We start from the raw sequence: 21,576 nt of genomic DNA on the forward strand, positions 1-21,576 counted from the left end.
CTCTCCCAAAGGGAGAGGGGGCTGATTGGGGGATATTGCAGAGTTTCGCCGACGTGAAAGTGCTGTACCGAATCCATAATCGACTCGGTTTTTCAGGTCGATGTACTTCGCAAGACAACGCGGTCGGCTCCCTCTCCCTCCGGGAGAGGGCTGGGGTGAGGGTCTGCTCTTATTCGTGATGCGCTTCGCCAAGGAAGGTCAGTGAGCTAAACAAGCCGCGACTGTTCACATCCGCACTGTCCTTCACCGGCACTTCAACCTGCGCCGCAATCACATTCAACCCTTCATTCCTCACCAATACCTGCGCCCGACCATCCTTGTCAGTCTCGGTGCTCAACGTGTTCGGTGCACTGCGATAATCGCCAATCAACTTCACACCCGCCGCCGGTTTGCCATCGAGCAACACCCGCACCGACAATGACTTGCCCGGCCCGACCGTCAGCGGATCAACCTCCGGCACAATCAGCAATTTGATCTGATCCAGTTTTGGCAACTTCGCTCCCGGCTGATAAATCGCCAGGCTGTATTTGAACGTCTGCGTCGCTTCGACAGCGCCCGGCACTTTGCTCCGGCCTTCGTTGACCCACTTTTTGTCGGCAGTCTGCGACCACATGCCGTTGTTCAGCGCCACGGCCAGGACGGCCGGAGCTTTCAGTGGTTTCAGTCGTGCGTGATCCGTCAGGCGCTCGACGCTCACCGGAATCATCTTGCCGCTCGCGTCGTAAGCCCACGCGCCGCTGATCTTCTGCGCCTTGAACGCGTTGTCCTCAGCGCCATGACCGTAGACCACTTCGATATTGCCGCGCCGTTGCTCAGTCCACAGGCCATGGGCCGAGACCTGACCGGCGAACAGCGCGGCGATAAGCACAAGGGATTTGCCGTATTGCATGGTGACGTCCTTTTACAGGTTGAGAGTCAGGCTGACGGTGAAGTTGCGCGGCTCACCGGGGTTGACCCAGTAGTTGCTGTAGGAGCGCTCGTAATACTTCTCGTCGAAGAGGTTGTTCAGGTTCAGGCCGACAGTGACGTTGTCGCTGGCCTTGTAATGCGCGAGCAGGTCGACGGTGTGATACGCCGGCAATTCGAAGTCGCTGCCGGATTCTCCCGAGCGATCGCCGACGTAGGTGAACGCTGCACCGACGTCCGAACCACGCAAATGGCCATCCTGAAATTCGTAAACACCGAGCAGACTGCCGCTACGCTTGGCCACGCCGAGGATGCGGCTGCCGGTGGAAATCACCGCGTCGCCCTTGGTCACTTCGGCGTCGATGTAGGCGAAGGCGCCGATGACTCGCACCGCATCGGTGACTTGCCCGGTGACCTGCCAATCGAAGCCGCGACTGCGTGCCTTGCCCATGGCGCGGCTGGTGTCGGTGGCCGGGTCGAGGGCGAGAACGTTTTCTTTGTCGATGTGGAAGAAGGCGAGGGTGCTGCTCAGGCGTTCGTCGAACAGCTCGTTCTTGATCCCGACTTCGTAGCCGACGCCTTCTTCCGGGTCGAAGGATTTGCCGGCGGCGTCGAGGCCATTGTTCGGTTTGAACGAGGTCGAGGCGTTGGCGAACAGCCCGGTTTTCGGCGTCAATTGATAGAGCAGGCCGACCCGCTGGGTGAGCGCGTCGTGGCGTTGGTTGCTGGTAGCGTTGCGGCTGTGATCGTCGATGTGCTGATCAAAATGCTCGAAGCGTGCGCCGATCATCCCGCGCAGTTTGTCGGTGAAGACGATCTGGTCCTGCAGGTTCAGTGCATGACTTTCGACCTGTTCGAAGAAGTCAGTGCCCGACCGCGCACCGCTGGGTTTCGGTTGGCCGTAGATCGGCTTGTAGATGTCGATGGCGTAGGGGCCGCCAGCAATAGTGGTGACGCGCTCGTTCTTGCGGAAGTTTTCGTACTCGGTGCCAATCAGCAATTCGTGTTGCCACGGGCCGAGATCGAACAGGCCGCGCAGTTCCAGTTGGGTGATGCTGTCGTGCCAATTGGTGTCGCGCTCGCGATAGCGGCGGTTGACGGTGTGGCCGTTGGCGTTCAATGGACGACTTTCCGAAGCATCGCCCCAGAGTTTGCCTTCCTTGTAATGACTGGCGAGACGCAGCTTCCAGCTGTCGTTGAGGTGATGTTCCAGCGTGGCCTGAAGCAGATTGTTGTGATTATCGATGTTGCCGTCGTTGGGTTCGCCAAGGAAAGTCGAGCGCGAAACACCGCTCCATTTATTGTTGGGCGCGACGATACCGCGATCAAAGGTCGAGCTGTGGCGGACGATTTCGCTTTCCACCAGCAACGACGTGTCCGGGTTCAATTGCCAACTGATCGAGGGCGCGACGAATACGCGCTGGCTGTCGACGTGATCGCGAAAACTGTGGTTGTCCTCAACCGCGAGGTTGATTCGCGACAGCACATCACCCTCATCATCCAGCGGTGTATTGACGTCCAGCGCGGTGCGATAGCGATCCCAACTGCCGGCGCTGGTTTGCAGAGTGGTGAAGGCTTCGGCCTGCGGTTTTTTGGTGACGATGTTCACCGTGCCGCCGGGATCGCCTCGACCATACAGACTGGCGGCCGGGCCTTTGAGCACTTCGATGCGCTCGATATTCGCCGCGTCCGGCGTGCTCGGATAACCCCGGTTGGCGCTGAAGCCGTCCTTGTAGAACTCCGAGGTGGTGAAGCCGCGCACGCTGTATTCGTAAAGCGTCAGGCCGCCGAAGTTGTTTTGCTTGGATACGCCGCCGGCGAAATCCAGCGCGCGCTCGACACTGCTGCTGCCCAGATCCTTGAGCACGCTGGCGGGCACTACGCTGATCGCCTGCGGGATATCACGGATCGCCGTGTCGGTTTTGGTCGCGCTGGACGAGCGTGTGGCGCGGTAGCCTTTGACCGGGCCGGTCGGCGATTCGTAGTCGGAGATGACGCTGATGGCGTCGAGTTCAAGCGGCTTGGGTTCTTCGGCGAAGGCTGGATCGACCAGCAGACCAAGGCTCAGGCCGAGCAGGGAAGCCTTTGTTCGAGACGACATGTTATGTTGTTCCAATTTTTAGAATTGAAACAATATAACATGCCTGTTGAGAATGTCTTTTATTAGCGCGTTTGGCGCGAACGAAGTTTTATTCTTCTTTTTCTTTCACTGGCGCCGGTGGCGGACGCAGGCCGATTTCCGCGGTGAGCTTCAGTTCTTTGCCGTTGCGCATCACCTGGATCGTCACTTTGTCGGTCGGCTTGATCCGCGCGACCTGGTTCATCGACTTGCGACCATCTCCGGCCGGCTCGCCATCGATGCTCAAAATAACGTCACCCAGTTGCAGGCCGGCCTTCTGCGCCGGGCCATCGCGGAAGATCCCCGCGACGACAATCCCCGGACGCCCGGACAAGCCGAACGACTCGGCCAGTTCCTGGGTCAGCGGCTGCACCTCGATGCCGAGCCAGCCACGAATTACCTGACCGTGCTCGATGATCGACTTCATCACTTCCATTGCCAGTTTCACCGGAATCGCAAAGCCGATGCCCTGCGAGCCACCGGACTTGGAAAAGATCGCCGTGTTGATGCCGGTAAGGTTGCCGTTGGCATCGACCAGCGCTCCGCCGGAGTTACCCGGGTTGATCGCCGCGTCGGTCTGGATGAAGTCTTCGTAGTTGTTCAGGCCCAACTGGTTACGCCCGGTGGCGCTGATGATGCCCATGGTCACGGTCTGGCCAACGCCGAACGGGTTGCCGATGGCCAATGCAACGTCGCCGATGCGAATGTTGTCGGAGCGGCCGACAGTGATGGCCGGCAGGGTTTTCAGATCGATTTTCAACACCGCGAGATCGGTTTCCGGGTCGCTGCCGATGACGCGCGCGAGGGTTTCGCGGCCATCTTTCAGGGCGACCACAATCTGATCCGCGCCGCTGGTCACGTGGTTGTTGGTCAGAATGTAGCCTTCCGGGCTCATGATCACGCCTGAACCGAGGCTCGATTCCATGCGTTTCTGCTTTGGCGAGTTGTCACCGAAGAAGCGCCGAAACTGCGGATCCTCAAACAGCGGATGCGCCGGTTTGTTGATGACTTTGGTGGTGTAGAGGTTGACCACCGAAGGCGCGGCAATGGTCACCGCGTCGGCATAGGACACCGGGCCCTGTTGCACGCTGGTGGTTTGCGGGGCCTGTTGCAGGTTGACGTCGAGGCTCGGAAGCCCGACCCACTGCGGGTAACGCTGAATAATCAACAGAGCGATAAGCACACCGGCCAACAACGGCCAGCCGAAAAAACGCAGCGCCTTGAGCATTAAGCACGTCCTGGAAAAGTTGCAGGCGGGGTCAGACCGCCCATAATGTCGCGCATTATACGAGGCCGCGCGTGCCTCTGAACGGGATATTTAGGAGTCTTTCATGGCCGTTGCCCTCAGCACTCTCGTCGAAGAAGCCGACCGTTACCTCAGCAGCTCGAAAATTGCCGATTATTGCCCCAACGGCTTGCAGGTCGAAGGCCGGCCGCAAGTGATGCGCATCGTCAGCGGCGTCACCGCCAGTCAGGCGTTGCTGGATGCTGCCGTCGAAGCCGAGGCGGATCTGGTGCTGGTGCACCACGGTTACTTCTGGAAGGGCGAGAACCCGTGTATCACCGGCATGAAACAGCGTCGACTGAAGACATTGCTCAAGCACGACATCAGTCTGCTCGCTTACCATTTGCCGCTGGATCTGCATCCGGATGTTGGCAATAACGTGCAGCTTGCTCGCCAACTGGACATCACCGTTGAAGGTCCGCTGGATCCGGACAATCTGAAAATTGTCGGTCTGGTCGGGTCTTTGAAGGATCCGATGACCGCGCGCGATTTCGCCCGCAAGGTGCAAGAAGTCATGGGCCGCGAGCCGTTATTGATTGAAGGCAGCCCGATGATTCGCCGAATTGGCTGGTGCACCGGTGGCGGTCAGGGCTATATCGATCAGGCCATCGCTGCCGGCGTCGACCTGTACCTGAGCGGTGAAGCGTCCGAGCAGACCTTCCACAGCGCCCGCGAAAACGACATCAGCTTCATCGCCGCCGGCCACCACGCCACCGAACGCTACGGCGTACAGGCCCTGGGCGACTATCTGGCGAAGCGCTTTGCTGTCGAACACATCTTCATCGACTGTCCAAATCCGATCTGATCATCACCACTAGATCCTGTGGGAGCGAGCCTGCTCGCGAAGGCGGCGTTCGCTTTAATACATCTGCGCCTGACGCGGCGCTTTCGCGAGCAAGCTCGCTCCCACATTGATCCCCATCGGCCGAACTGGTGGGCATATTCATATGCCCTTTCGTTCTAGCTAGCGTCCTGATTAGAAGAAGGTCGCTGTGCTAGGATTCCCCGCTCGAACACGGCCCGCTGGCCGTTCATAAGAAAGTTTTCGTGAGTAGCCATGGTCGACAAACTGACGCATCTGAAACAGCTGGAGGCGGAAAGCATCCACATCATCCGCGAGGTGGCCGCCGAGTTCGATAACCCGGTGATGCTGTACTCCATCGGTAAAGACTCCGCCGTGATGCTGCACCTGGCACGCAAGGCGTTCTTCCCGGGCAAACTGCCGTTTCCGGTGATGCACGTCGACACCCGCTGGAAATTCCAGGAAATGTACAAGTTCCGCGACAAGATGGTCGAAGAACTGGGCCTGGACCTGATCACCCATATCAACCCCGATGGCGTGGCGCAGAACATCAACCCGTTCACCCACGGCAGCGCCAAGCACACCGACATCATGAAAACCGAAGGCCTGAAACAGGCGCTCGACAAACATGGTTTCGACGCAGCGTTCGGCGGCGCCCGTCGCGATGAAGAGAAATCCCGCGCCAAAGAGCGCGTGTACTCGTTCCGCGACAGCAAGCACCGCTGGGACCCGAAAAACCAGCGCCCGGAGCTGTGGAACGTCTACAACGGCAAGGTCAACAAGGGTGAATCCATTCGCGTATTCCCTCTGTCGAACTGGACCGAACTGGACATCTGGCAGTACATCTACCTCGAAGGCATCCCGATTGTGCCGCTGTACTTCGCCGCCGAACGCGAAGTGATCGAGAAGAACGGCACGCTGATCATGATCGACGACGAGCGCATCCTCGAGCACCTGTCCGATGAGGACAAGGCTCGCATCGTCAAAAAGAAAGTGCGTTTCCGTACCCTTGGCTGCTACCCGTTGACGGGCGCGGTGGAGTCCGAGGCCGAAAGCCTCACGGACATCATTCAGGAAATGCTCCTGACGCGAACTTCCGAGCGCCAGGGCCGTGTCATCGACCACGATGGCGCCGGCTCGATGGAAGACAAAAAACGTCAAGGCTATTTCTAAGGGGCTGTCATGTCGCACGCATCTGATTTGATCAGCGAGGACATCCTCGCCTACCTGGGCCAGCACGAACGTAAAGAACTGCTGCGCTTTTTGACCTGCGGTAACGTCGATGACGGCAAGAGCACCCTGATCGGGCGCCTGCTGCACGACTCGAAGATGATCTACGAAGATCACCTCGAAGCGATCACCCGCGACTCGAAGAAAGTCGGCACCACCGGTGACGACATCGATCTGGCATTGCTGGTCGACGGTCTGCAGGCCGAGCGTGAGCAGGGCATCACCATCGATGTCGCCTACCGCTATTTCTCCACCGCCAAACGCAAATTCATCATCGCCGACACCCCCGGCCATGAGCAGTACACCCGCAACATGGCCACCGGTGCGTCCACCTGTGACCTGGCGATCATTCTGGTCGACGCGCGTTACGGCGTGCAGACCCAGACCCGTCGCCACAGCTTCATTGCGTCCTTGCTGGGGATCAAACACATCGTCGTCGCCATCAACAAGATGGACTTGAAGGACTTCGATGAGGGCGTATTCGAGTCGATCAAGGCTGACTACCTGAAGTTCGCCGAAGGCTTGAAGATGAAGCCGACCAGCATGCACTTCGTGCCGATGTCTGCCCTCAAGGGCGACAACGTGGTGAACAAGTCCGAGCGCTCGCCGTGGTACACCGGCCAGTCGCTGATGGAAATCCTCGAGACCGTGGAAGTCGCGGGCGATCGCAACTTCACCGATCTGCGTTTCCCGGTGCAGTACGTCAACCGTCCGAACCTGAACTTCCGTGGTTTCGCCGGCACCCTGGCCAGCGGCATCGTGCACAAGGGTGACGAAGTCGTGGTGCTGCCGTCGGGCAAAAGCAGCCGGGTGAAATCCATCGTCACCTTCGAAGGTGAGCTGGAGCACGCCGGTCCAGGTCAAGCGGTGACGCTGACCATGGAAGACGAAATCGACATCTCCCGTGGCGACCTGTTGGTGCATGCCGACAACGTGCCGCCGGTCACCGACAGCTTCGAAGCGATGCTGGTGTGGATGGCTGAAGAGCCGATGCTGCCGGGCAAGAAATACGACATCAAACGCGCCACCAGTTACGTGCCGGGTTCGATTGCCAGCATCGTCAACAAGGTCGACGTGAACACGTTGGAAGAAGGCCCGGCGAGCGCGTTGCAGCTCAACGAAATCGGCAAGGTGAAGATTGCGCTCGACGCGCCGATCGCCCTCGACGGTTACGAAAGCAACCGCACCACCGGCGCGTTCATCGTCATTGATCGCTTGACCAACGGCACCGTCGGCGCCGGCATGATCGTCGCGCAACCGGTGACGCATGGCACTGTCACGCATCACGGCAAACTGGCGCACGTGGCCACTGAAGAACGTGCCCAGCGCTTCGGCCAGCAACCGGCGACCGTGCTGTTCAGCGGCCTGTCGGGCGCGGGCAAGAGCACGCTGGCTTACGCCGTCGAGCGCAAGTTGTTCGACATGGGTCGTGCGGTGTTTGTACTGGATGGTCAGAACCTGCGCCATGACTTGAACAAAGGTCTGCCACAGGATCGCGCCGGCCGTACCGAAAACTGGCGTCGTGCCGCGCACGTCGCGCGTCAGTTCAACGAAGCCGGTTTGCTGACGTTGGCCGCGTTCGTCGCGCCAAGCGCTGAAGGTCGCGAGCAGGCCAAGGACCTGATCGGCAAGGATCGTCTATTGACGGTCTACGTACAGGCCTCGCCGGCTGTCTGCGCCGAGCGTGATCCGCAAGGTCTGTATGCCGCCGCTGGCGACAACATCCCGGGCGAATCCTTCCCGTACGACGTGCCGCTGAATGCCGATCTGGTGATCGACACGCAAACGCTGAGTCTGGAAGACAGCGTCAAGCAAGTGCTGGATCTGCTGCGCAAGCGTGGCGCGATCTAAGCGTTAGCGACAAACAAAAAGCCCGCCGATGAGCAATCATCGGCGGGCTTTTTTATTCGGGCATACGGCGATTCGTGATCGTTCCCACGCTCTGCGTGGGAATGCAGCCGGGACGCTCCGCGTCCCATCTAAAGCGGACGCAGAGCGTCCAGTGAGGCATTCCCACGCGGAGCATGGGAACGATCATACGGAAGGGTATTCGCGGTGCATCTGTTCGAGCAACGCATCCTTGTCCAGCCACAGCTGATTGATCCAGCCCTGGAACTGCAGGCGATACTCGCCGTCCTGATCGTAATTCTTGCCAATGAACTGCTGGGGAATCTTCAGCTCTTCAAAGTGCACCACCACATCGCGCACATTGCCGCAGAGCAAAACCCAGAACCCCGGACGCCCGGCCGGGTAGTGGATGGTCACGTTGACGATCGACTCCAGTTGCTCGCCCATTGCATCCAGCACAAAGGCGATCCCGCCAGCCTTGGGCTTGAGCAGATACTTGAACGGCGACTGCTGCTGCGCATGCTTGCCTTCGGTGAAGCGTGTGCCTTCGACGAAGTTGAAAATCCCCACCGGGTTATCGCGAAATTTCGCACACGTCTTGCGGGTGGTTTCGAGGTCTTTGCCTTTCTTCTCCGGATGCTTGGCCAGGTAGGCCTTGGAGTAGCGTTTCATGAACGGAAAGCCCAGTGCCCACCAGGCCAGACCGATCACCGGCACCCAGATCAGCTCCTGCTTGAGGAAGAACTTCAGCGGCTGGATCTTTCGGTTGAGCACGTATTGCAGCACCAGAATATCCACCCAGCTCTGGTGATTGCTGGTGATCAGGTATGAGTGCTGGTAGTCGAGACCTTGCAGGCCGCTGATGTGCCAGCGGGTGCGGCGCACCAGGTTCATCCAGCCCTTGTTATTGCTGATCCACGCCTCATGGGTGTGGCTCATCAGCCACAGTGAGGCACGCCGGGCAAAGTCGAACGGCAGCACTTTGATCAACGCTACGCAGAACAGAAACGAGCACAGCAGGATCGTATTGAGTGCCAACAGCAGCGAAGCGATCACGCCGCGCACGGGTGCAGGTAGAAAATCCAGCATTTACACATCCATAGGTCGGTTGGCGGCTTGAATCGCGGTGAGGGCGATGGTGTAGACGATGTCATCGACTTGTGCGCCGCGTGGCAAGTCATTCACCGGTTTGCGCAAGCCTTGCAGCATCGGCCCGAGGCTGACGCAATCGGCGCTGCGTTGTACGGCTTTGTGCGTGGTGTTGCCGGTGTTTAGATCGGGGAAGACGAACACCGTGGCGCGACCGGCCACCTGACTGTTTGGTGCCAGTTGCCGGGCGACTTCTGCGTTGGCGGCGGCGTCGTATTGCAGCGGGCCGTCGATCAGCAGCGAGTGCTGTTGTTCGTGGGCGAGGAGGGTGGCCTCGCGGACTTTCTCGACCTCTTCGCCAGTGGCCGATTCGCCGCTGGAGTAACTGATCATCGCCACGCGCGGAATGATGCCGAATGCAGCCGCCGAGTCGGCGCTTTGCAGGGCGATCTCGGCCAGTTCGCTGGCGCTCGGGTGTGGGTTCATCACGCAGTCGCCGTAAACCAGCACTTCCTCTGGGAAGAGCATGAAGAACACCGACGACACCAGCGTGCAGCCCGGCGCAGTCTTGATCAACTGAAGGGCCGGGCGAATGGTGTTGGCAGTGGTGTTGATCACGCCCGAGACCAGGCCGTCGACCTCGTCCAGCGCCAGCATCATGGTGCCGATCACTACGGTGTCTTCCAGTTGCTGTTCGGCCATCGGCGCGTTGAGGCTTTTAGTCTTGCGCAAGGCAACCATCGGCTCGATGTAGCGCTCGCGAATCAGGTCTGGATCAAGAATCTCCAGCCCTGGCGGCAAGGCGATGCCTTGGGCGCGGGCCACGGCTTCGACATCTTCTGGTTTGGCGAGTAACACGCAACGGGCGATCCCGCGTTCCTGGCAGATCGCCGCCGCTTGCACGGTGAACGGCTCGCTGCCTTCAGGCAGGACGATGCGTTTGTTCGCCGCTTGCGCACGCTGGATCAACTGATAGCGGAACACCGCCGGCGACAGGCGCATTTCCCGAGGTGTGCCACAGCGCTGGTGCAGCCATTTGGCGTCGAGATGGCTCGCGACGAAATCGGTGATGATCTCCGCACGCTCGCGGTCGTCAATCGGGATTTCCTTGTTCAGGCCGTTGAGCAGGTTGGCGGTGTCGTAGGAGCCAGTACTCACCGATAGCACCGGCAAACCGGCCTGCAACGCGCCACGGCAGAGGTCCATGATGCGCGGATCGGGCAGGGTGTCGCTGGTCAGCAGCAGGCCTGCCAGCGGCACGCCGTTGATCGCTGCCAGACTGACGGCGAGGATGATGTCGTCGCGATCGCCCGGCGTCACCACCAGCACGCCGGGCTTGAGCAGCTCGACGGTGTTGCGCATGGTCCGCGCGCAGATGATGATTTTGGTCATCCGGCGGGTTTCGTAATCACCGGCATTAAGCACTTGTGCGCCCATCAGGTCGGCAACGTCACGGGTACGTGGTGCGTTGAGTTCCGGCTGATAGGGAATGCAGCCGAGCAGGCGGAAATCACCGCTGCGCAGCAACGGCGAATGCTCCTTCAGGCGCGCAGCGAAGGCGTCCATGCTCTCTTCGGTCTTGACCTTGTTGAGGATCACCCCGAGGACTTTCGGGTCTTTCGGGCCGCCGAACAATTGCGCCTGCAATTCGACACGGCCGGAGAGTTCGGCGAGTACTTCGTTTTCTGGCGCCGAGACCAGAATCACCTCGGCATCCAGGCTTTTGGCCAGGTGCAAGTTGACCCGCGCGGCATAACTGGCGCTGCGGGTCGGCACCATGCCTTCGACGACCAGCACGTCTTTGCCGATGGCGGCTTGCTGATACAGCGTGATGATTTCTTCGAGCAGCTCATCGAGCTGACCGTCGCCGAGCATCCGCTCGACGTGCGCCAGGCCCAACGGTTGTGGCGGTTTCAACCCGTGGGTGCGCGCCACCAGTTCGGTGGAACGCTCGGGGCCGGTGTCACCCGGATGCGGCTGGGCAATCGGTTTGAAGAAACCGACTTTCAGCCCGGCTCGCTCAAGCGTGCGCACCAGCCCGAGGCTGATGGAGGTCAGACCCACACCAAAATCGGTGGGCGCGATAAAAAAAGTTTGCATGCGAATTCTCTAAAGTTGCATGGCAATGGCGATCGCCTATAGCTGACGACCTACCGAAATTCAGTCGCCAAGGTTATCGCTAACCGAGCCTTGTGCGCACCAACCGCAGGCAAAGGGTTGGCCTATTTTTTCAATACGTTGCGCCGGGTCCAGCACCCAGGCGCGCGATTGCCAGGGCGGCTGATGGCGCAGGTGCTGGGTGTGGCCACAGGAAAGCTCGACGACCCAGTGACCGTCCTCGTCCTGATGAAAGCCTGCGATCGTCGAAACCCGTTTGTCCGGGTTGTGTTCGCTTTCGCGCGATTGCTTCGCTAAACTTGGCCTTTCTATATTCTTATGCAAAAGGTCTCGCCCCATGCTGATCGCCGCCAATAAGGCTGTCTCCATCGACTATACCCTGACCAACGACGCTGGTGAGGTCATCGACAGCTCCGCCGGCGGCGCTCCGCTGGTCTACCTGCAAGGCGCAGGCAACATCATCCCGGGCCTGGAAAAAGCTCTGGATGGCAAAGCTGTTGGTGACGAGCTGGAAGTTTCCGTTGAGCCGGAAGACGCTTACGGCGAATACGCCGCCGAGCTGGTCAGCACCCTGAGCCGCAGCATGTTCGAAGGCGTTGACGAGCTGGAAGTCGGCATGCAGTTCCACGCTTCGGCGCCGGACGGCCAGATGCAAATCGTCACCATCCGTGACCTTGACGGCGATGACGTGACCGTTGATGGCAACCACCCACTGGCCGGTCAGCGCCTGAACTTCAAAGTGAAGATCGTTGACATCCGTGATGCCAGCCAGGAAGAAATCGCTCATGGCCACGTCCATGGCGAAGGTGGCCATCACCACTGATTTTCTGCGCTAAGCTTCGAGTACTGGAGAGGCGCCTGCGGGCGCCTTTTTAGTCCGCGGCTGTCCTTGGTGACCTCGCCAAGTGGCTGTTTCGAGTAGAACACGGGAATCTTGGAGTTCGTCATGAGTGCTTTTCACGACCTTAAGTTGACAGCCCTGGATGGTCAGGAGCTACCGCTGGCGCCGTTCAAGGGCCAAGTCGTGCTGGTGGTCAACGTCGCCTCCAAATGCGGCTTGACCCCACAGTACGCGGCGCTGGAAAACCTCTATCAGCAATACAAAGGCAAAGGTTTCAGCGTGCTGGGTCTGCCGTGCAACCAGTTTGCCGGCCAGGAACCAGGTACCGAACAGGAAATTCAGGATTTCTGCAGCCTCAACTATGGCGTGACGTTTCCGTTGTCGAGCAAGCTTGAAGTCAACGGTCATGATCGTCACCAGCTCTACCGTCTGCTGGCGGGCGAGGGGGCGGAGTTTCCTGGGGACATCACCTGGAATTTCGAGAAGTTTCTGCTCGGCAAGGACGGCCGGGTGCTGGCTCGGTTCTCGCCGCGCACGGCGCCGGATGATCCGACCATTGTGCATGCGATTGAAAAAGCGCTGAGCTGAAACAGCAAGATCAAAAGATCGCAGCCTTCGGCAGCTCTTAAAGGGCCTGCCGGTGCTGCGATCTTTTCGTTTCTGATCCTTGATCATTCAAATCAATAGTGCTGTTCAAAGCCTTTGACTGTCCATATTATCGCCGTCATAAAGTCATTCCCTGTGGAGCCTTCCAATGCCGGTTCAAGCCCTGTTCAAACCGTTCCAACTCGGTGCCCTCGAACTGCCGACCCGCGTGGTCATGGCGCCGATGACTCGCTCCTTTTCCCCGGGCGGCGTGCCTAATTCGAAAGTCATTGAGTACTACCGTCGTCGCGCGGCCGCCGGCGTTGGCCTGATCATCACCGAAGGCACTACCGTCGGCCACATTGCCTCCAATGGCTATCCGAACGTACCGCAGTTCTTTGGCGACGCGCCATTGGCCGGCTGGAAGAAGGTCGTCAATGCGGTTCACGCCGAAGGGGGCAAGATCGTTCCGCAACTGTGGCATGTGGGCAGCGTGCGTCGCATCGGCACCGAGCCGGACGCCAGCGTGCCGGGTTACGGTCCGTCGGAAAAAATCAAGGACGGTCAGGTCGTGGTGCACGGCATGACTAAACAAGACATTCAGGATGTGATCGCAGCCTTCGCCCAAGCGGCCAAAGATGCACAGAGCATCGGCATGGACGGCGTGGAAATCCACGGCGCCCACGGTTACCTGATCGACCAGTTTTTCTGGGAGGGCAGCAACCAGCGCACCGACGAATACGGTGGCAGCCTGGCCAACCGTTCACGTTTCGCCATTGAATTGATTCAAGCCGTGCGTGCGGCGGTCGGTGAAGGCTTCCCGATCATCTTCCGTTTCTCGCAATGGAAACAGCAGGACTACACGGCGCGTCTGGTGCAAACCCCGCAAGCGCTGGGTGAATTCCTCAAGCCGCTGTCTGACGCTGGCGTGGATATTTTCCACTGCTCGACGCGCCGCTTCTGGGAGCCGGAATTTGATGGTTCCGAACTGAACCTGGCCGGCTGGACCCGCAAACTCACCGGCAAGCCGACCATCACCGTTGGCAGTGTTGGCCTTGATGGCGAGTTCCTGCAATTCATGGTCAACACCGACAAGGTCGCGCAACCGGCCAGTCTGGAGAATCTGCTGGAGCGTCTGAATAAAGAGGAGTTCGATCTGGTGGCGGTGGGGCGTGCGTTGCTGGTCGATCCGGATTGGGCGCAGAAAGTCCGCGAAGGGCGTGAGCAGGATATTTTGCCGTTCAGCCGTGAGGCGTTGATGACGCTGGTTTAAGCGGCGCTCTCACTGACCCCTTCGCGAGCAAGCTCGCTCCCACAGGTTTCTCTGCTGTTCACAAAATTTGTGTTCACTGGAGATCCCCTGTGGGAGCGAGCTTGCTCGCGAAGGCGGTTCTAACGTCAGCAGAGAATCAGGGCAATGTCTGCGCATTCGGCACCACTTGCTCCCCTACACAAGCCCCGCGCAAATGCTTTTCAAACTGCTCGATAACCGCCGGCCAGCCCTGGCGACTCGCATGCTGCCGCGCATTCAGGCGCACGCAGCGCAACGTTTCATCCTCTTCCAGCAACCATGCCGCCGCCTCGCAAAAGGCTGGCTCATCACCAGGCATCGCCAGCACGCCGTTGTAGCCATGGCGAATATGCTGAGCCGCCGCAGCCTGATCGTAAGCCACCACACCCAGCCCGGATGCCAGCGCCTCCAGCACCACATTACCGAAGGTTTCGGTCAGACTCGGAAATAGAAACAAATCACCAGACGCATAGTGCGCCGACAACGCTTCACCGCGCTGCGCGCCGCAGAAAATCGCCTCGGGCACATCCTTTTCCAGCGCTAGCCGCTGCGGCCCGTCGCCGACGACGATCAGTTTCAGATTGCGCTGTGGATAAGTGTCGCGCAGTTTTTCGAAGCAGCGTTTTAGCAGGCCAAGGTTCTTCTCCGGCGCGAGTCGTCCTACGTGAATCACCGCAATGTCCTGCTCGGACAGGCCCCATTGCTCACGCAAGGCATTCAGCCGTTTGCTCGGATGAAACAACTGGCTGTCCACACCACGCGACAACAGCGCCAAGCGCTCGAAATGCCGCCGTTCCAGTTCCAGGCGCTGGCTGACGCTCGGCACCAACGTCATGGCCGAGCGATTGTGAAACCAGCGCAGATAATGCGTGAGCATCCGCGTCAGCAGACCGAGCCCGTATTGGCTGGTGTATTGCTGAAAATTGGTGTGAAAACCGCTGACCACCGATATCCCCAAACGGCGCGCCGCACGCAGCGCCGACAACCCGAGCGGGCCTTCCGTGGCGATGTACAACACGTCGGGACGCTGGCGCTTCCAGCGCCGCAGCAGTTTGTGCATCGACGACTGACCCCATTGCAGCCCCGGATATCCCGGCAACGGCCAGCCCCGACACAGTAGCAGCGCGTCATCTTCACTGCGCTGCGGATCACCGGCCTGACGCGGCCGCACCAGTTCAACCTGATGCCCACGCGCGCGCAGTCCATCGCACAAGCGGCCAAGGGTATTGGCCACCCCGTTGATTTCCGGTGGGAAGGTTTCGCTGATCAGAGTGATATGTAGAGCTGTCGTCATGACCCCAGTGTCGACTGAGGCCATGTCGTCATTGTGTCGAGTTGATGATGGATTGATGACAGCCACTGGCCCCGCTGGGCTCAATATTTTCGCCAGTCGGTCGTTAGCCTTGATTGAACGTTTGAACCAAGGAAATGGCTATGGCGGAAAATGTCTACGCGTCCCCTGAGGCGAATCTGTTGAACGAAGATGTGCAGGCTGCGGGATTTTACGTGGTTGCCAGATGGAAATTCATTCTGCTGTCGGTGCTCAGTTTTGGCCTGTATTTCTATTATTGGTCGTACAAAAACTGGAGCCTGTACAAGCAGCGGACGCAGGAAGAGCTGTGGCCTGTGGCGCGCGGTATCTTCTATATATTTTTCGTGCACAGGCTGTATCGTCATGCAGACAAAACGATTCACGACAGCGGCCGAAAATCCAGCTGGGATCTTGAGCAGTGGGCAACGGTGTTTGTTGTATTGACGTTGCTTGCAGTGGTGCTCGATAAACTATCGAGCCATTTCGAAGGCTTGTTGTACCTGAGTTTGTTTGCTATGGCACTGCTGCCGCTCAGAGCTTATGTCGCCAGTGAAGGCCAGCAACTGATCAACCTGGCCGCCAACGATCCGCAAGGCTTGGGCAACAACCGCCTGAATGCCTGGAATTTTTTGATCATCGTTCCAGGCATCGGCCTGTGGGCATTGGTGCTGATCGGGACGTGGAGCTTTTTCCACTGAGGCAGCGGCAAAACCACAGCGTCTGGCTCAGGCCTTTTCCTGAGCCAGCACCTCGGCACCGCGCTCACGCACCCAGAACAACGTCGCCCCGGCCACAGCCGCCGGCATCATCAGGATGTTGACCACCGGAATCAGCAGCACCAGATAGACGATCCCGCCAAAGCTCATGCTCTGCCAGCGCTTTTGCCGCAGCCAGGCGAGCATCTCGTTCCAGCCCAGTTTGTGGTTATCCGCCGGGTAGTCGATGTACTGGATCGCCATCATCCACACGCCGAACAACAGCCACAGCGGTGCAGCAATGATATTCACCACCGGGATGAACGAGAGAATGAACAGTCCGATCGCCCGTGGCAGGAAGTAGCCGAGTTTGCGCATTTCCCGGGCGAGGGTGCGCGGGACCATCGCGATCAGTTCGCCCCAGCTGAACGCCGGGAAGTCATCAGTGCCGCCTACCACCACTTCGACTTTTTCCGCGAGGAAGCCGTTGAACGGTGCGGCGATTACGTTGGCCAGCATAGTGAAAGTAAAGAACACCATCAGCGCCACTAGCACTACAAACAGTGGCCAGAGGATGTAACTGAGGAAGCTCAGCCATTCGGGCAGCGATGGCATCAGCGTATCGACCCATAGACTGAACTGGTGGCCGGCCAGATAAATCAATCCGACGAACAGCACCAGGTTGATCGCCAGCGGCAACAACACGAACAGGCGCAGGCCGGGGCTGAGAACCAGTTTGAGGCCTTCGCGCAGGTATTGCGGGCCGGACAGAACAGGGGCGGGCATAAGGTGCTCCGAGCAAGGGAAAACGCGCCGACCTTACCGACTTTGCAACGACGGCGAAAGCACGGTAGAGCGATCGACATTCACTGTAACAAAGACGTCCATCTCGTCAGTGTGTCGGCATAGAGACCACCTATGAGCTGGATTGTTAAACCGTATTTCCTTAATCTTGCCCCCCTCGATACGCTGCACCCAACTTTTTACAGGACTGTCGAGCTCAAGCCTTCCCCAAGGTTTTCCACGGTCCTTTTTTATTCCCGCCGGCAGTCCGGCGATCCGTGCCAGTTTTTCGGCCCGGTCAACAGGAGCAGGTCATGTCTGAAGTCCGTCATTCGCGAGTGATTATTCTCGGTTCCGGCCCAGCCGGTTACAGCGCTGCGGTATACGCGGCCCGCGCCAACCTCAAGCCACTGCTGATCACCGGCATGCAGGCTGGCGGTCAACTGACCACCACTACTGAAGTCGACAACTGGCCGGGCGATGTGCACGGTCTGACCGGTCCAGCCCTGATGGAGCGGATGCGCGAGCACGCCGAGCGTTTTGAAACCGAGATCGTTTTCGATCACATCAACGCCGTGGACTTTGCTGCCAAGCCGTACACCCTGACCGGCGACAGCGCGACCTACACCTGCGACGCCCTGATCATCGCCACCGGCGCCAGCGCGCGCTATCTGGGCCTGCCGTCGGAAGAAGCGTTCATGGGCAAAGGCGTTTCGGCCTGCGCGACCTGCGACGGTTTCTTCTACCGCAACAAGCCTGTTGCAGTGGTCGGCGGCGGCAACACCGCTGTTGAAGAAGCACTGTACCTGGCCAACATCGCCAGCACCGTGACCCTGATCCACCGTCGCGAAACCTTCCGCGCCGAGAAGATCCTGATCGACAAGCTCAACGCTCGCGTGGCTGAAGGCAAGATCATCCTCAAGTTGAACGCCAACCTCGACGAAGTGCTGGGCGACAACATGGGCGTGACCGGTGCGCGTCTGAAGAACAACGATGGCAGCTTCGACGAAATCACCGTCGACGGCGTGTTCATCGCCATCGGCCACACCCCGAACACCTCGTTGTTCGAAGGCCAGTTGACCCTCAAAGACGGTTATCTGGTGGTGCACGGCGGCCGTGAAGGCAATGCTACGGCGACCAGCGTCGAAGGCATCTTCGCTGCCGGTGACGTGGCTGACCACGTTTACCGCCAGGCGATCACCTCGGCCGGCGCTGGCTGCATGGCGGCACTGGACACCGAGCGTTACCTGGACGGTCTGCAGAACGCTTCGTTCTAAATCGCAGACATAAAAAAACCGGCCAGATTGGCCGGTTTTTTTGTGCCCGAGAATCACAGTCACCACAGATCAAATGTGGGAGCGAGCCTGCTCGCGAATGCGGTGTATCCGTCGACATCAATGTTGAATGTCAGTCCGTATTCGCGAGCAGGCTCGCTCCCACAGGGATTTTGTGTGGATAGAGGAATCAGCGGCGGGTCAGGGGTTGAGCGGTGAATTTGACGCCGGCCAGACCGTGCTGGATCAACGCACGGATATTGCCGTGATCACTGCCCTCAGGCGTCGCCACTACCGAGCGGTAATGCTCGCCGAACGCCAGCAGCGCGTCTTCATCGCTCAGGCCTTCCAGCAGTGCCAGACCCAGGGTCTTGCAAGAACCTTCGTTCTGCCCGGCGGCGTTTTCCACGCCACCGTTGTTGAACGCCTGCGGCTGATAGTCGTAACCGGCGGCGATGAAGGCCAGCGTGTCGGCGAAAGCGTGTTCGCCGCTCTTGAGGCTGGCGCGCAGGGTGTTCAGATCACTCATGGGTTTTTCCTTTGGCGAACGCGGCTTGTTGCTCGGCGTTGGCTTCTTGCTGAAATTGGGCTTTCCACTCGGCGTACGGCATGCCGTAAACCACTTCGCGGGCGTCGTCGAGGCTGATCTCGATCTGGCGCTCGTCGGCTTCGGCCTTGTACCACTTCGACAGGCAGTTGCGGCAGAACCCGGCAAGGTTCATCAGATCGATGTTCTGCACGTCCTTGCGGCTGTCCAGGTGGGCGACCAGCCGGCGGAAGGCGGCAGCTTCGAGTTCGAGGCGTTGTTGCTCGTTCATGGGAGTCTCTGCGAGACAGCTTCAAGCGACGAGCTTCAAGCTGCAAAATGGGTGGCGGTGATACGAAGTTTACAGCTTGCCGCTTGAAGCTTGAAGCTAGCGGTTCGCTGCAAGCGTGATTGACACCGACTCGGCAAAACGCAGCGCGTGCGGCTTGTCGACTTCGACTTCGGCATACAGCACTGAACCGTTGCTCATCACCAGGTCGAGCAATTCCTGCGTCAGGCGTTCGAGCAGCGCAAAGCGGTTGCCCTCGACGTGGGCGATGATCGCTTTGGTGATCGTGCGGTAATTCAGCGCGTGGTCGATATCATTGTCACGCACCGCTTCCTGCGCGGCGTACAGAATGGTCAGGTTGATCAGCACATCCTGCTTGTTGAGGATTTCGTCCTCGTTGATCCCGATAAAGGTGCGCAAGCGCAGATCCTTGACCCGGATGCGCGCCATTCCCGGCTGAAGTTGTGGCATTTACTTGCTCCGTCCAATCAATTGCAGGAACTCCTGGCGGGTGTTGCTCGACTCGCGGAACGCGCCGAGCATGACCGAGGTGTTCATGGTCGAATTCTGTTTCTCGACACCGCGCATCATCATGCACATGTGTCTGGCCTCAATGACGACCGCGACGCCGGCGGCATCGGTGACCTGTTGCACCGCATCGGCAATTTGCCGGGTGAGGTTTTCCTGAATCTGCAGGCGTCGGGCGAACATGTCCACCAGTCGCGCGATTTTCGACAGACCCAGCACCTTGCCCGTCGGAATATAAGCCACATGGGCCTTGCCGATGAAGGGCAGCAGGTGATGTTCGCACAAAGAGTACAACTCGATGTCGGCGACGATGATCATCTCGTCACTGTCCGAGGCAAACAGCGCGCCGTTGACGATCTCATCGACGCTTTGCTCGTAACCGTGACACAGGTATTGCATGGCCTTGGCCGCGCGCACCGGGGTGTCTTGCAGTCCTTCGCGGTCGGGATCTTCACCGAGGCCAATGAGGATTTCGCGGTAATTCTCGGGCAGTGAGCGGGTCATGGGCAGCCTCGCAGGCAGGTGTTATTTGACGTGCCTTCCGCCGTTGACGGTCAGGGTCGTACCGGTGACATAAGGGTTGTCGAGCAGATAGCGCAGGCTCTGGTAGATCACTTCGCTGCCGGGTTCGATGCCCAGCGCGGACTTGGCCAGTGCCTTGGCGCGGTACGCCGCGTCGTCGTCGGGATTGAACAATAGCAGGGCCGGGGCGATGCCGTTGACCTTGATGGTCGGCGCATAGCGGGCGGCGAAGGACAGGGTCAGGCTGTCGAGCCCGGCTTTGCTGGCGCAATAGCCAATGTGCTTGCTGCTGCCCTTGCGGGTGACATCGTCGCTGATATGAATGATGTCGGCGGGCGTCGAGTGTTTTAGCAGTTCACCGCAGTGCAGGTTGATCAGGTACGGTGCGAGCATGTGCAGATTGAACATGCGCGTGAAGGCTTCGGCTTCGCTGCCCGGGGTTTCGGCCAGCCACTCGGAGGCGTTGTGCACGATGGCGCGCAAGCTGTCGGTGTGGGTTTTCAGTTCGGCGATGAAAGCGAGAATCGCGGCTTCGCTGGAAAAGTCGGCGAACAGGCCGAGGGCGCCCAGATCGCGCAGCGTTTGCACGCCGGGGCGTTCGCTGCGGTAAGTGAAGATGACGCGATAGCCATCCTCGAGCAGCCGCTGCGCACAATGCAGGCCGACACGCTGGCCGGCACCGGTGATGAGGATCGGGGCTGAGGAATCAGGCATGAACGGCTCGCATCGCGGTTGGAGCAAAAACTATAACAGCGACGAGCCCGAAAAGATCGCAGCCTGCGGCAGCTCCTGCCCTGGTCTGTGTTCAGTCCTGCAGGAGCTGTCGAGTGCAACGAGGCTGCGATCTTTAATGTTTCTGAGGTGTCGCCGATACAGGCAGTCGTACCGGCGTACTGTTCAGCCAGTTCGCCAGCAATCGGGTCGACAGCGGAATAAAGAAGTAAACCATCAGCGGCGTCAGGCACGCCGTGCTGATCAACATACGCGGCAACAGGCTCAGTTCTGCGAGCAACGGGCCGAGGACAAAGTTGAACAGCAGTGACACCGGAAAGAACGCCAGCCAGATCGCGACGGCCTGTTTCCACCGTGGAGGACGTTGCCCGGCAGCGCCGAACCAGCCTTCGATGCCACTGACTCGATGTTCTTTCGGGTGGGCAAACAGGTCGCTGCCACGGCTCAGCCACGCGGTACGTGAAACCGAATGTTCCCACGCATGCAACGTCTGCTCATCGGCAAAGCGGAAGATGATCTGGAATTCATTATCGCCGGGCGGCGGAGCGAGCACGCCAGAGCCCAGGTAACCGGGGAAATCAGTGGCCAGTTGTTCGCCTTCGCGCAGCCAGGCGATCAAGTCCTGATAACGGCCATCAGCGACGCGACGGGCAACCATCAGCGTGACAGGGGAAGTAGACATTATGTATCTCCGTATTTCATTTGCGTCGCTCCGGGTAGGAGTTTCGCCTGACGCAGGGCCGGGGTAGAGGCCTGCGTTTTTCAACAAGCAAGGATTATTCCGGTTTTTCCCGATTAAAC

22 protein-coding genes are annotated in these 21,576 nt (G+C 59.3%); 8 read left to right on the forward strand and 14 right to left on the reverse strand.

Annotated features, from left to right (window positions below):
• Positions 1 to 169: 169 nt before the first annotated feature.
• The 3 genes from AB4O01_RS24935 to algW all read right to left on the reverse strand — a co-directional run bounded on the left by AB4O01_RS24935 (position 170) and on the right by algW (position 4,253).
• The gene (locus AB4O01_RS24935; RefSeq protein WP_460089887.1) at positions 170 to 889 is read right to left on the reverse strand and encodes a DUF4198 domain-containing protein; all 720 of its coding nucleotides are present in this window, start codon (positions 887 to 889) and stop codon (positions 170 to 172) included.
• 12 nt (positions 890 to 901) lie between these two features.
• Entirely contained in the window at positions 902 to 3,007 is a 2,106-nt protein-coding gene (locus AB4O01_RS24940) for a TonB-dependent siderophore receptor (protein WP_460089888.1), read from the reverse strand.
• A gap of 88 nt (positions 3,008 to 3,095) precedes the next feature.
• Positions 3,096 to 4,253 carry a Do family serine endopeptidase AlgW gene (algW, locus tag AB4O01_RS24945; protein ID WP_093436001.1) on the reverse strand — a complete coding sequence of 386 codons (1,158 nt, stop codon included), beginning with the start codon at positions 4,251 to 4,253 and terminating at the stop codon, positions 3,096 to 3,098.
• A gap of 103 nt (positions 4,254 to 4,356) precedes the next feature.
• Here algW and AB4O01_RS24950 point away from each other — a divergent pair, with 103 nt between their 5' ends.
• The 3 genes from AB4O01_RS24950 to cysN all read left to right on the forward strand — a co-directional run bounded on the left by AB4O01_RS24950 (position 4,357) and on the right by cysN (position 8,193).
• Positions 4,357 to 5,115 carry a Nif3-like dinuclear metal center hexameric protein gene (locus AB4O01_RS24950; RefSeq protein WP_460089890.1) on the forward strand — a complete coding sequence of 253 codons (759 nt, stop codon included), beginning with the start codon at positions 4,357 to 4,359 and terminating at the stop codon, positions 5,113 to 5,115.
• A gap of 252 nt (positions 5,116 to 5,367) precedes the next feature.
• A complete protein-coding gene (gene cysD, locus AB4O01_RS24955) occupies positions 5,368 to 6,285 on the forward strand; it encodes a sulfate adenylyltransferase subunit CysD (RefSeq protein WP_007912374.1) in 918 nt (305 codons plus the stop codon).
• Positions 6,286 to 6,294: 9 nt separating this feature from the next.
• Complete coding sequence (cysN, locus tag AB4O01_RS24960) at positions 6,295 to 8,193, forward strand: sulfate adenylyltransferase subunit CysN (RefSeq protein ID WP_460089892.1); 1,899 nt, start codon at positions 6,295 to 6,297, stop codon at positions 8,191 to 8,193.
• 183 nt (positions 8,194 to 8,376) lie between these two features.
• Here cysN and AB4O01_RS24965 read toward each other — a convergent pair whose 3' ends face one another.
• Genes AB4O01_RS24965 through AB4O01_RS24975 form a run of 3 tightly spaced genes read right to left on the reverse strand, consistent with a single transcriptional unit; the run spans position 8,377 to position 11,766 of the window.
• A complete protein-coding gene (locus AB4O01_RS24965) occupies positions 8,377 to 9,279 on the reverse strand; it encodes an acyltransferase (RefSeq protein WP_460089893.1) in 903 nt (300 codons plus the stop codon).
• Positions 9,280 to 11,379, reverse strand: a complete 2,100-nt coding sequence (gene pta / locus AB4O01_RS24970; RefSeq protein ID WP_099758015.1) for a phosphate acetyltransferase — start codon at positions 11,377 to 11,379, stop codon at positions 9,280 to 9,282.
• A 60-nt stretch (positions 11,380 to 11,439) separates the two neighbouring features.
• Positions 11,440 to 11,766, reverse strand: coding sequence for a DUF3565 domain-containing protein (locus AB4O01_RS24975; RefSeq protein WP_093436299.1), 327 nt, complete (start codon positions 11,764 to 11,766; stop codon positions 11,440 to 11,442).
• On the opposite strand from AB4O01_RS24975, the gene AB4O01_RS24980 reads away from it, so the two are divergent.
• The 3 genes from AB4O01_RS24980 (at position 11,735) to AB4O01_RS24990 (ending at position 14,096) form a co-directional block, all read left to right on the forward strand.
• On the forward strand, positions 11,735 to 12,220 hold the full coding sequence (locus tag AB4O01_RS24980) for an FKBP-type peptidyl-prolyl cis-trans isomerase (RefSeq protein WP_008085027.1): 486 nt from the start codon (positions 11,735 to 11,737) through the stop codon (positions 12,218 to 12,220). The two genes, AB4O01_RS24975 and AB4O01_RS24980, sit on opposite strands and share 32 nt — an antisense overlap.
• A gap of 123 nt (positions 12,221 to 12,343) precedes the next feature.
• Positions 12,344 to 12,826, forward strand: coding sequence for a glutathione peroxidase (locus tag AB4O01_RS24985; protein ID WP_095049765.1), 483 nt, complete (start codon positions 12,344 to 12,346; stop codon positions 12,824 to 12,826).
• 166 nt (positions 12,827 to 12,992) lie between these two features.
• Positions 12,993 to 14,096 (forward strand): NADH:flavin oxidoreductase, encoded by a 1,104-nt coding sequence (locus tag AB4O01_RS24990; protein ID WP_460089894.1) that lies wholly within the window; start codon positions 12,993 to 12,995, stop codon positions 14,094 to 14,096.
• A gap of 136 nt (positions 14,097 to 14,232) precedes the next feature.
• Here AB4O01_RS24990 and AB4O01_RS24995 read toward each other — a convergent pair whose 3' ends face one another.
• Positions 14,233 to 15,432 (reverse strand): glycosyltransferase family 4 protein, encoded by a 1,200-nt coding sequence (locus tag AB4O01_RS24995; RefSeq protein WP_460089895.1) that lies wholly within the window; start codon positions 15,430 to 15,432, stop codon positions 14,233 to 14,235.
• 116 nt (positions 15,433 to 15,548) lie between these two features.
• Between AB4O01_RS24995 and AB4O01_RS25000 the strand changes: the two genes are divergently transcribed.
• Positions 15,549 to 16,124 (forward strand): hypothetical protein, encoded by a 576-nt coding sequence (locus AB4O01_RS25000; protein ID WP_095049768.1) that lies wholly within the window; start codon positions 15,549 to 15,551, stop codon positions 16,122 to 16,124.
• Between the two features lie 27 nt (positions 16,125 to 16,151).
• Here the strand turns inward: AB4O01_RS25000 and cysZ are convergent, their stop codons facing one another.
• Positions 16,152 to 16,907 (reverse strand): sulfate transporter CysZ, encoded by a 756-nt coding sequence (gene cysZ / locus AB4O01_RS25005; protein ID WP_460089896.1) that lies wholly within the window; start codon positions 16,905 to 16,907, stop codon positions 16,152 to 16,154.
• A 311-nt stretch (positions 16,908 to 17,218) separates the two neighbouring features.
• Here cysZ and trxB point away from each other — a divergent pair, with 311 nt between their 5' ends.
• Positions 17,219 to 18,181 (forward strand): thioredoxin-disulfide reductase, encoded by a 963-nt coding sequence (gene trxB, locus AB4O01_RS25010; RefSeq protein ID WP_007912350.1) that lies wholly within the window; start codon positions 17,219 to 17,221, stop codon positions 18,179 to 18,181.
• 187 nt (positions 18,182 to 18,368) lie between these two features.
• Here trxB and AB4O01_RS25015 read toward each other — a convergent pair whose 3' ends face one another.
• The 6 genes from AB4O01_RS25015 to AB4O01_RS25040 form a co-directional block, all read right to left on the reverse strand.
• On the reverse strand, positions 18,369 to 18,707 hold the full coding sequence (locus tag AB4O01_RS25015) for a HopJ type III effector protein (RefSeq protein WP_093436028.1): 339 nt from the start codon (positions 18,705 to 18,707) through the stop codon (positions 18,369 to 18,371).
• Positions 18,700 to 18,996 (reverse strand): DUF1244 domain-containing protein, encoded by a 297-nt coding sequence (locus AB4O01_RS25020; RefSeq protein ID WP_093436032.1) that lies wholly within the window; start codon positions 18,994 to 18,996, stop codon positions 18,700 to 18,702. Before AB4O01_RS25020 ends, AB4O01_RS25015 begins: the two co-directional genes overlap by 8 nt.
• Before the next feature lie 96 nt (positions 18,997 to 19,092).
• On the reverse strand, positions 19,093 to 19,464 hold the full coding sequence (gene folX / locus AB4O01_RS25025; RefSeq protein WP_093436035.1) for a dihydroneopterin triphosphate 2'-epimerase: 372 nt from the start codon (positions 19,462 to 19,464) through the stop codon (positions 19,093 to 19,095).
• Entirely contained in the window at positions 19,465 to 20,025 is a 561-nt protein-coding gene (folE, locus tag AB4O01_RS25030) for a GTP cyclohydrolase I FolE (protein ID WP_093436038.1), read from the reverse strand.
• Positions 20,026 to 20,046: 21 nt separating this feature from the next.
• Positions 20,047 to 20,757: a dihydromonapterin reductase gene (folM, locus tag AB4O01_RS25035; protein WP_093436042.1), complete on the reverse strand. Its 711-nt coding sequence runs from the start codon at positions 20,755 to 20,757 to the stop codon at positions 20,047 to 20,049.
• Between the two features lie 133 nt (positions 20,758 to 20,890).
• The gene (locus AB4O01_RS25040) at positions 20,891 to 21,457 is read right to left on the reverse strand and encodes an antibiotic biosynthesis monooxygenase (protein WP_460089898.1); all 567 of its coding nucleotides are present in this window, start codon (positions 21,455 to 21,457) and stop codon (positions 20,891 to 20,893) included.
• Positions 21,458 to 21,576: the final 119 nt, after the last annotated feature.

This window comes from Pseudomonas sp. S2_E02 (assembly GCF_054668355.1).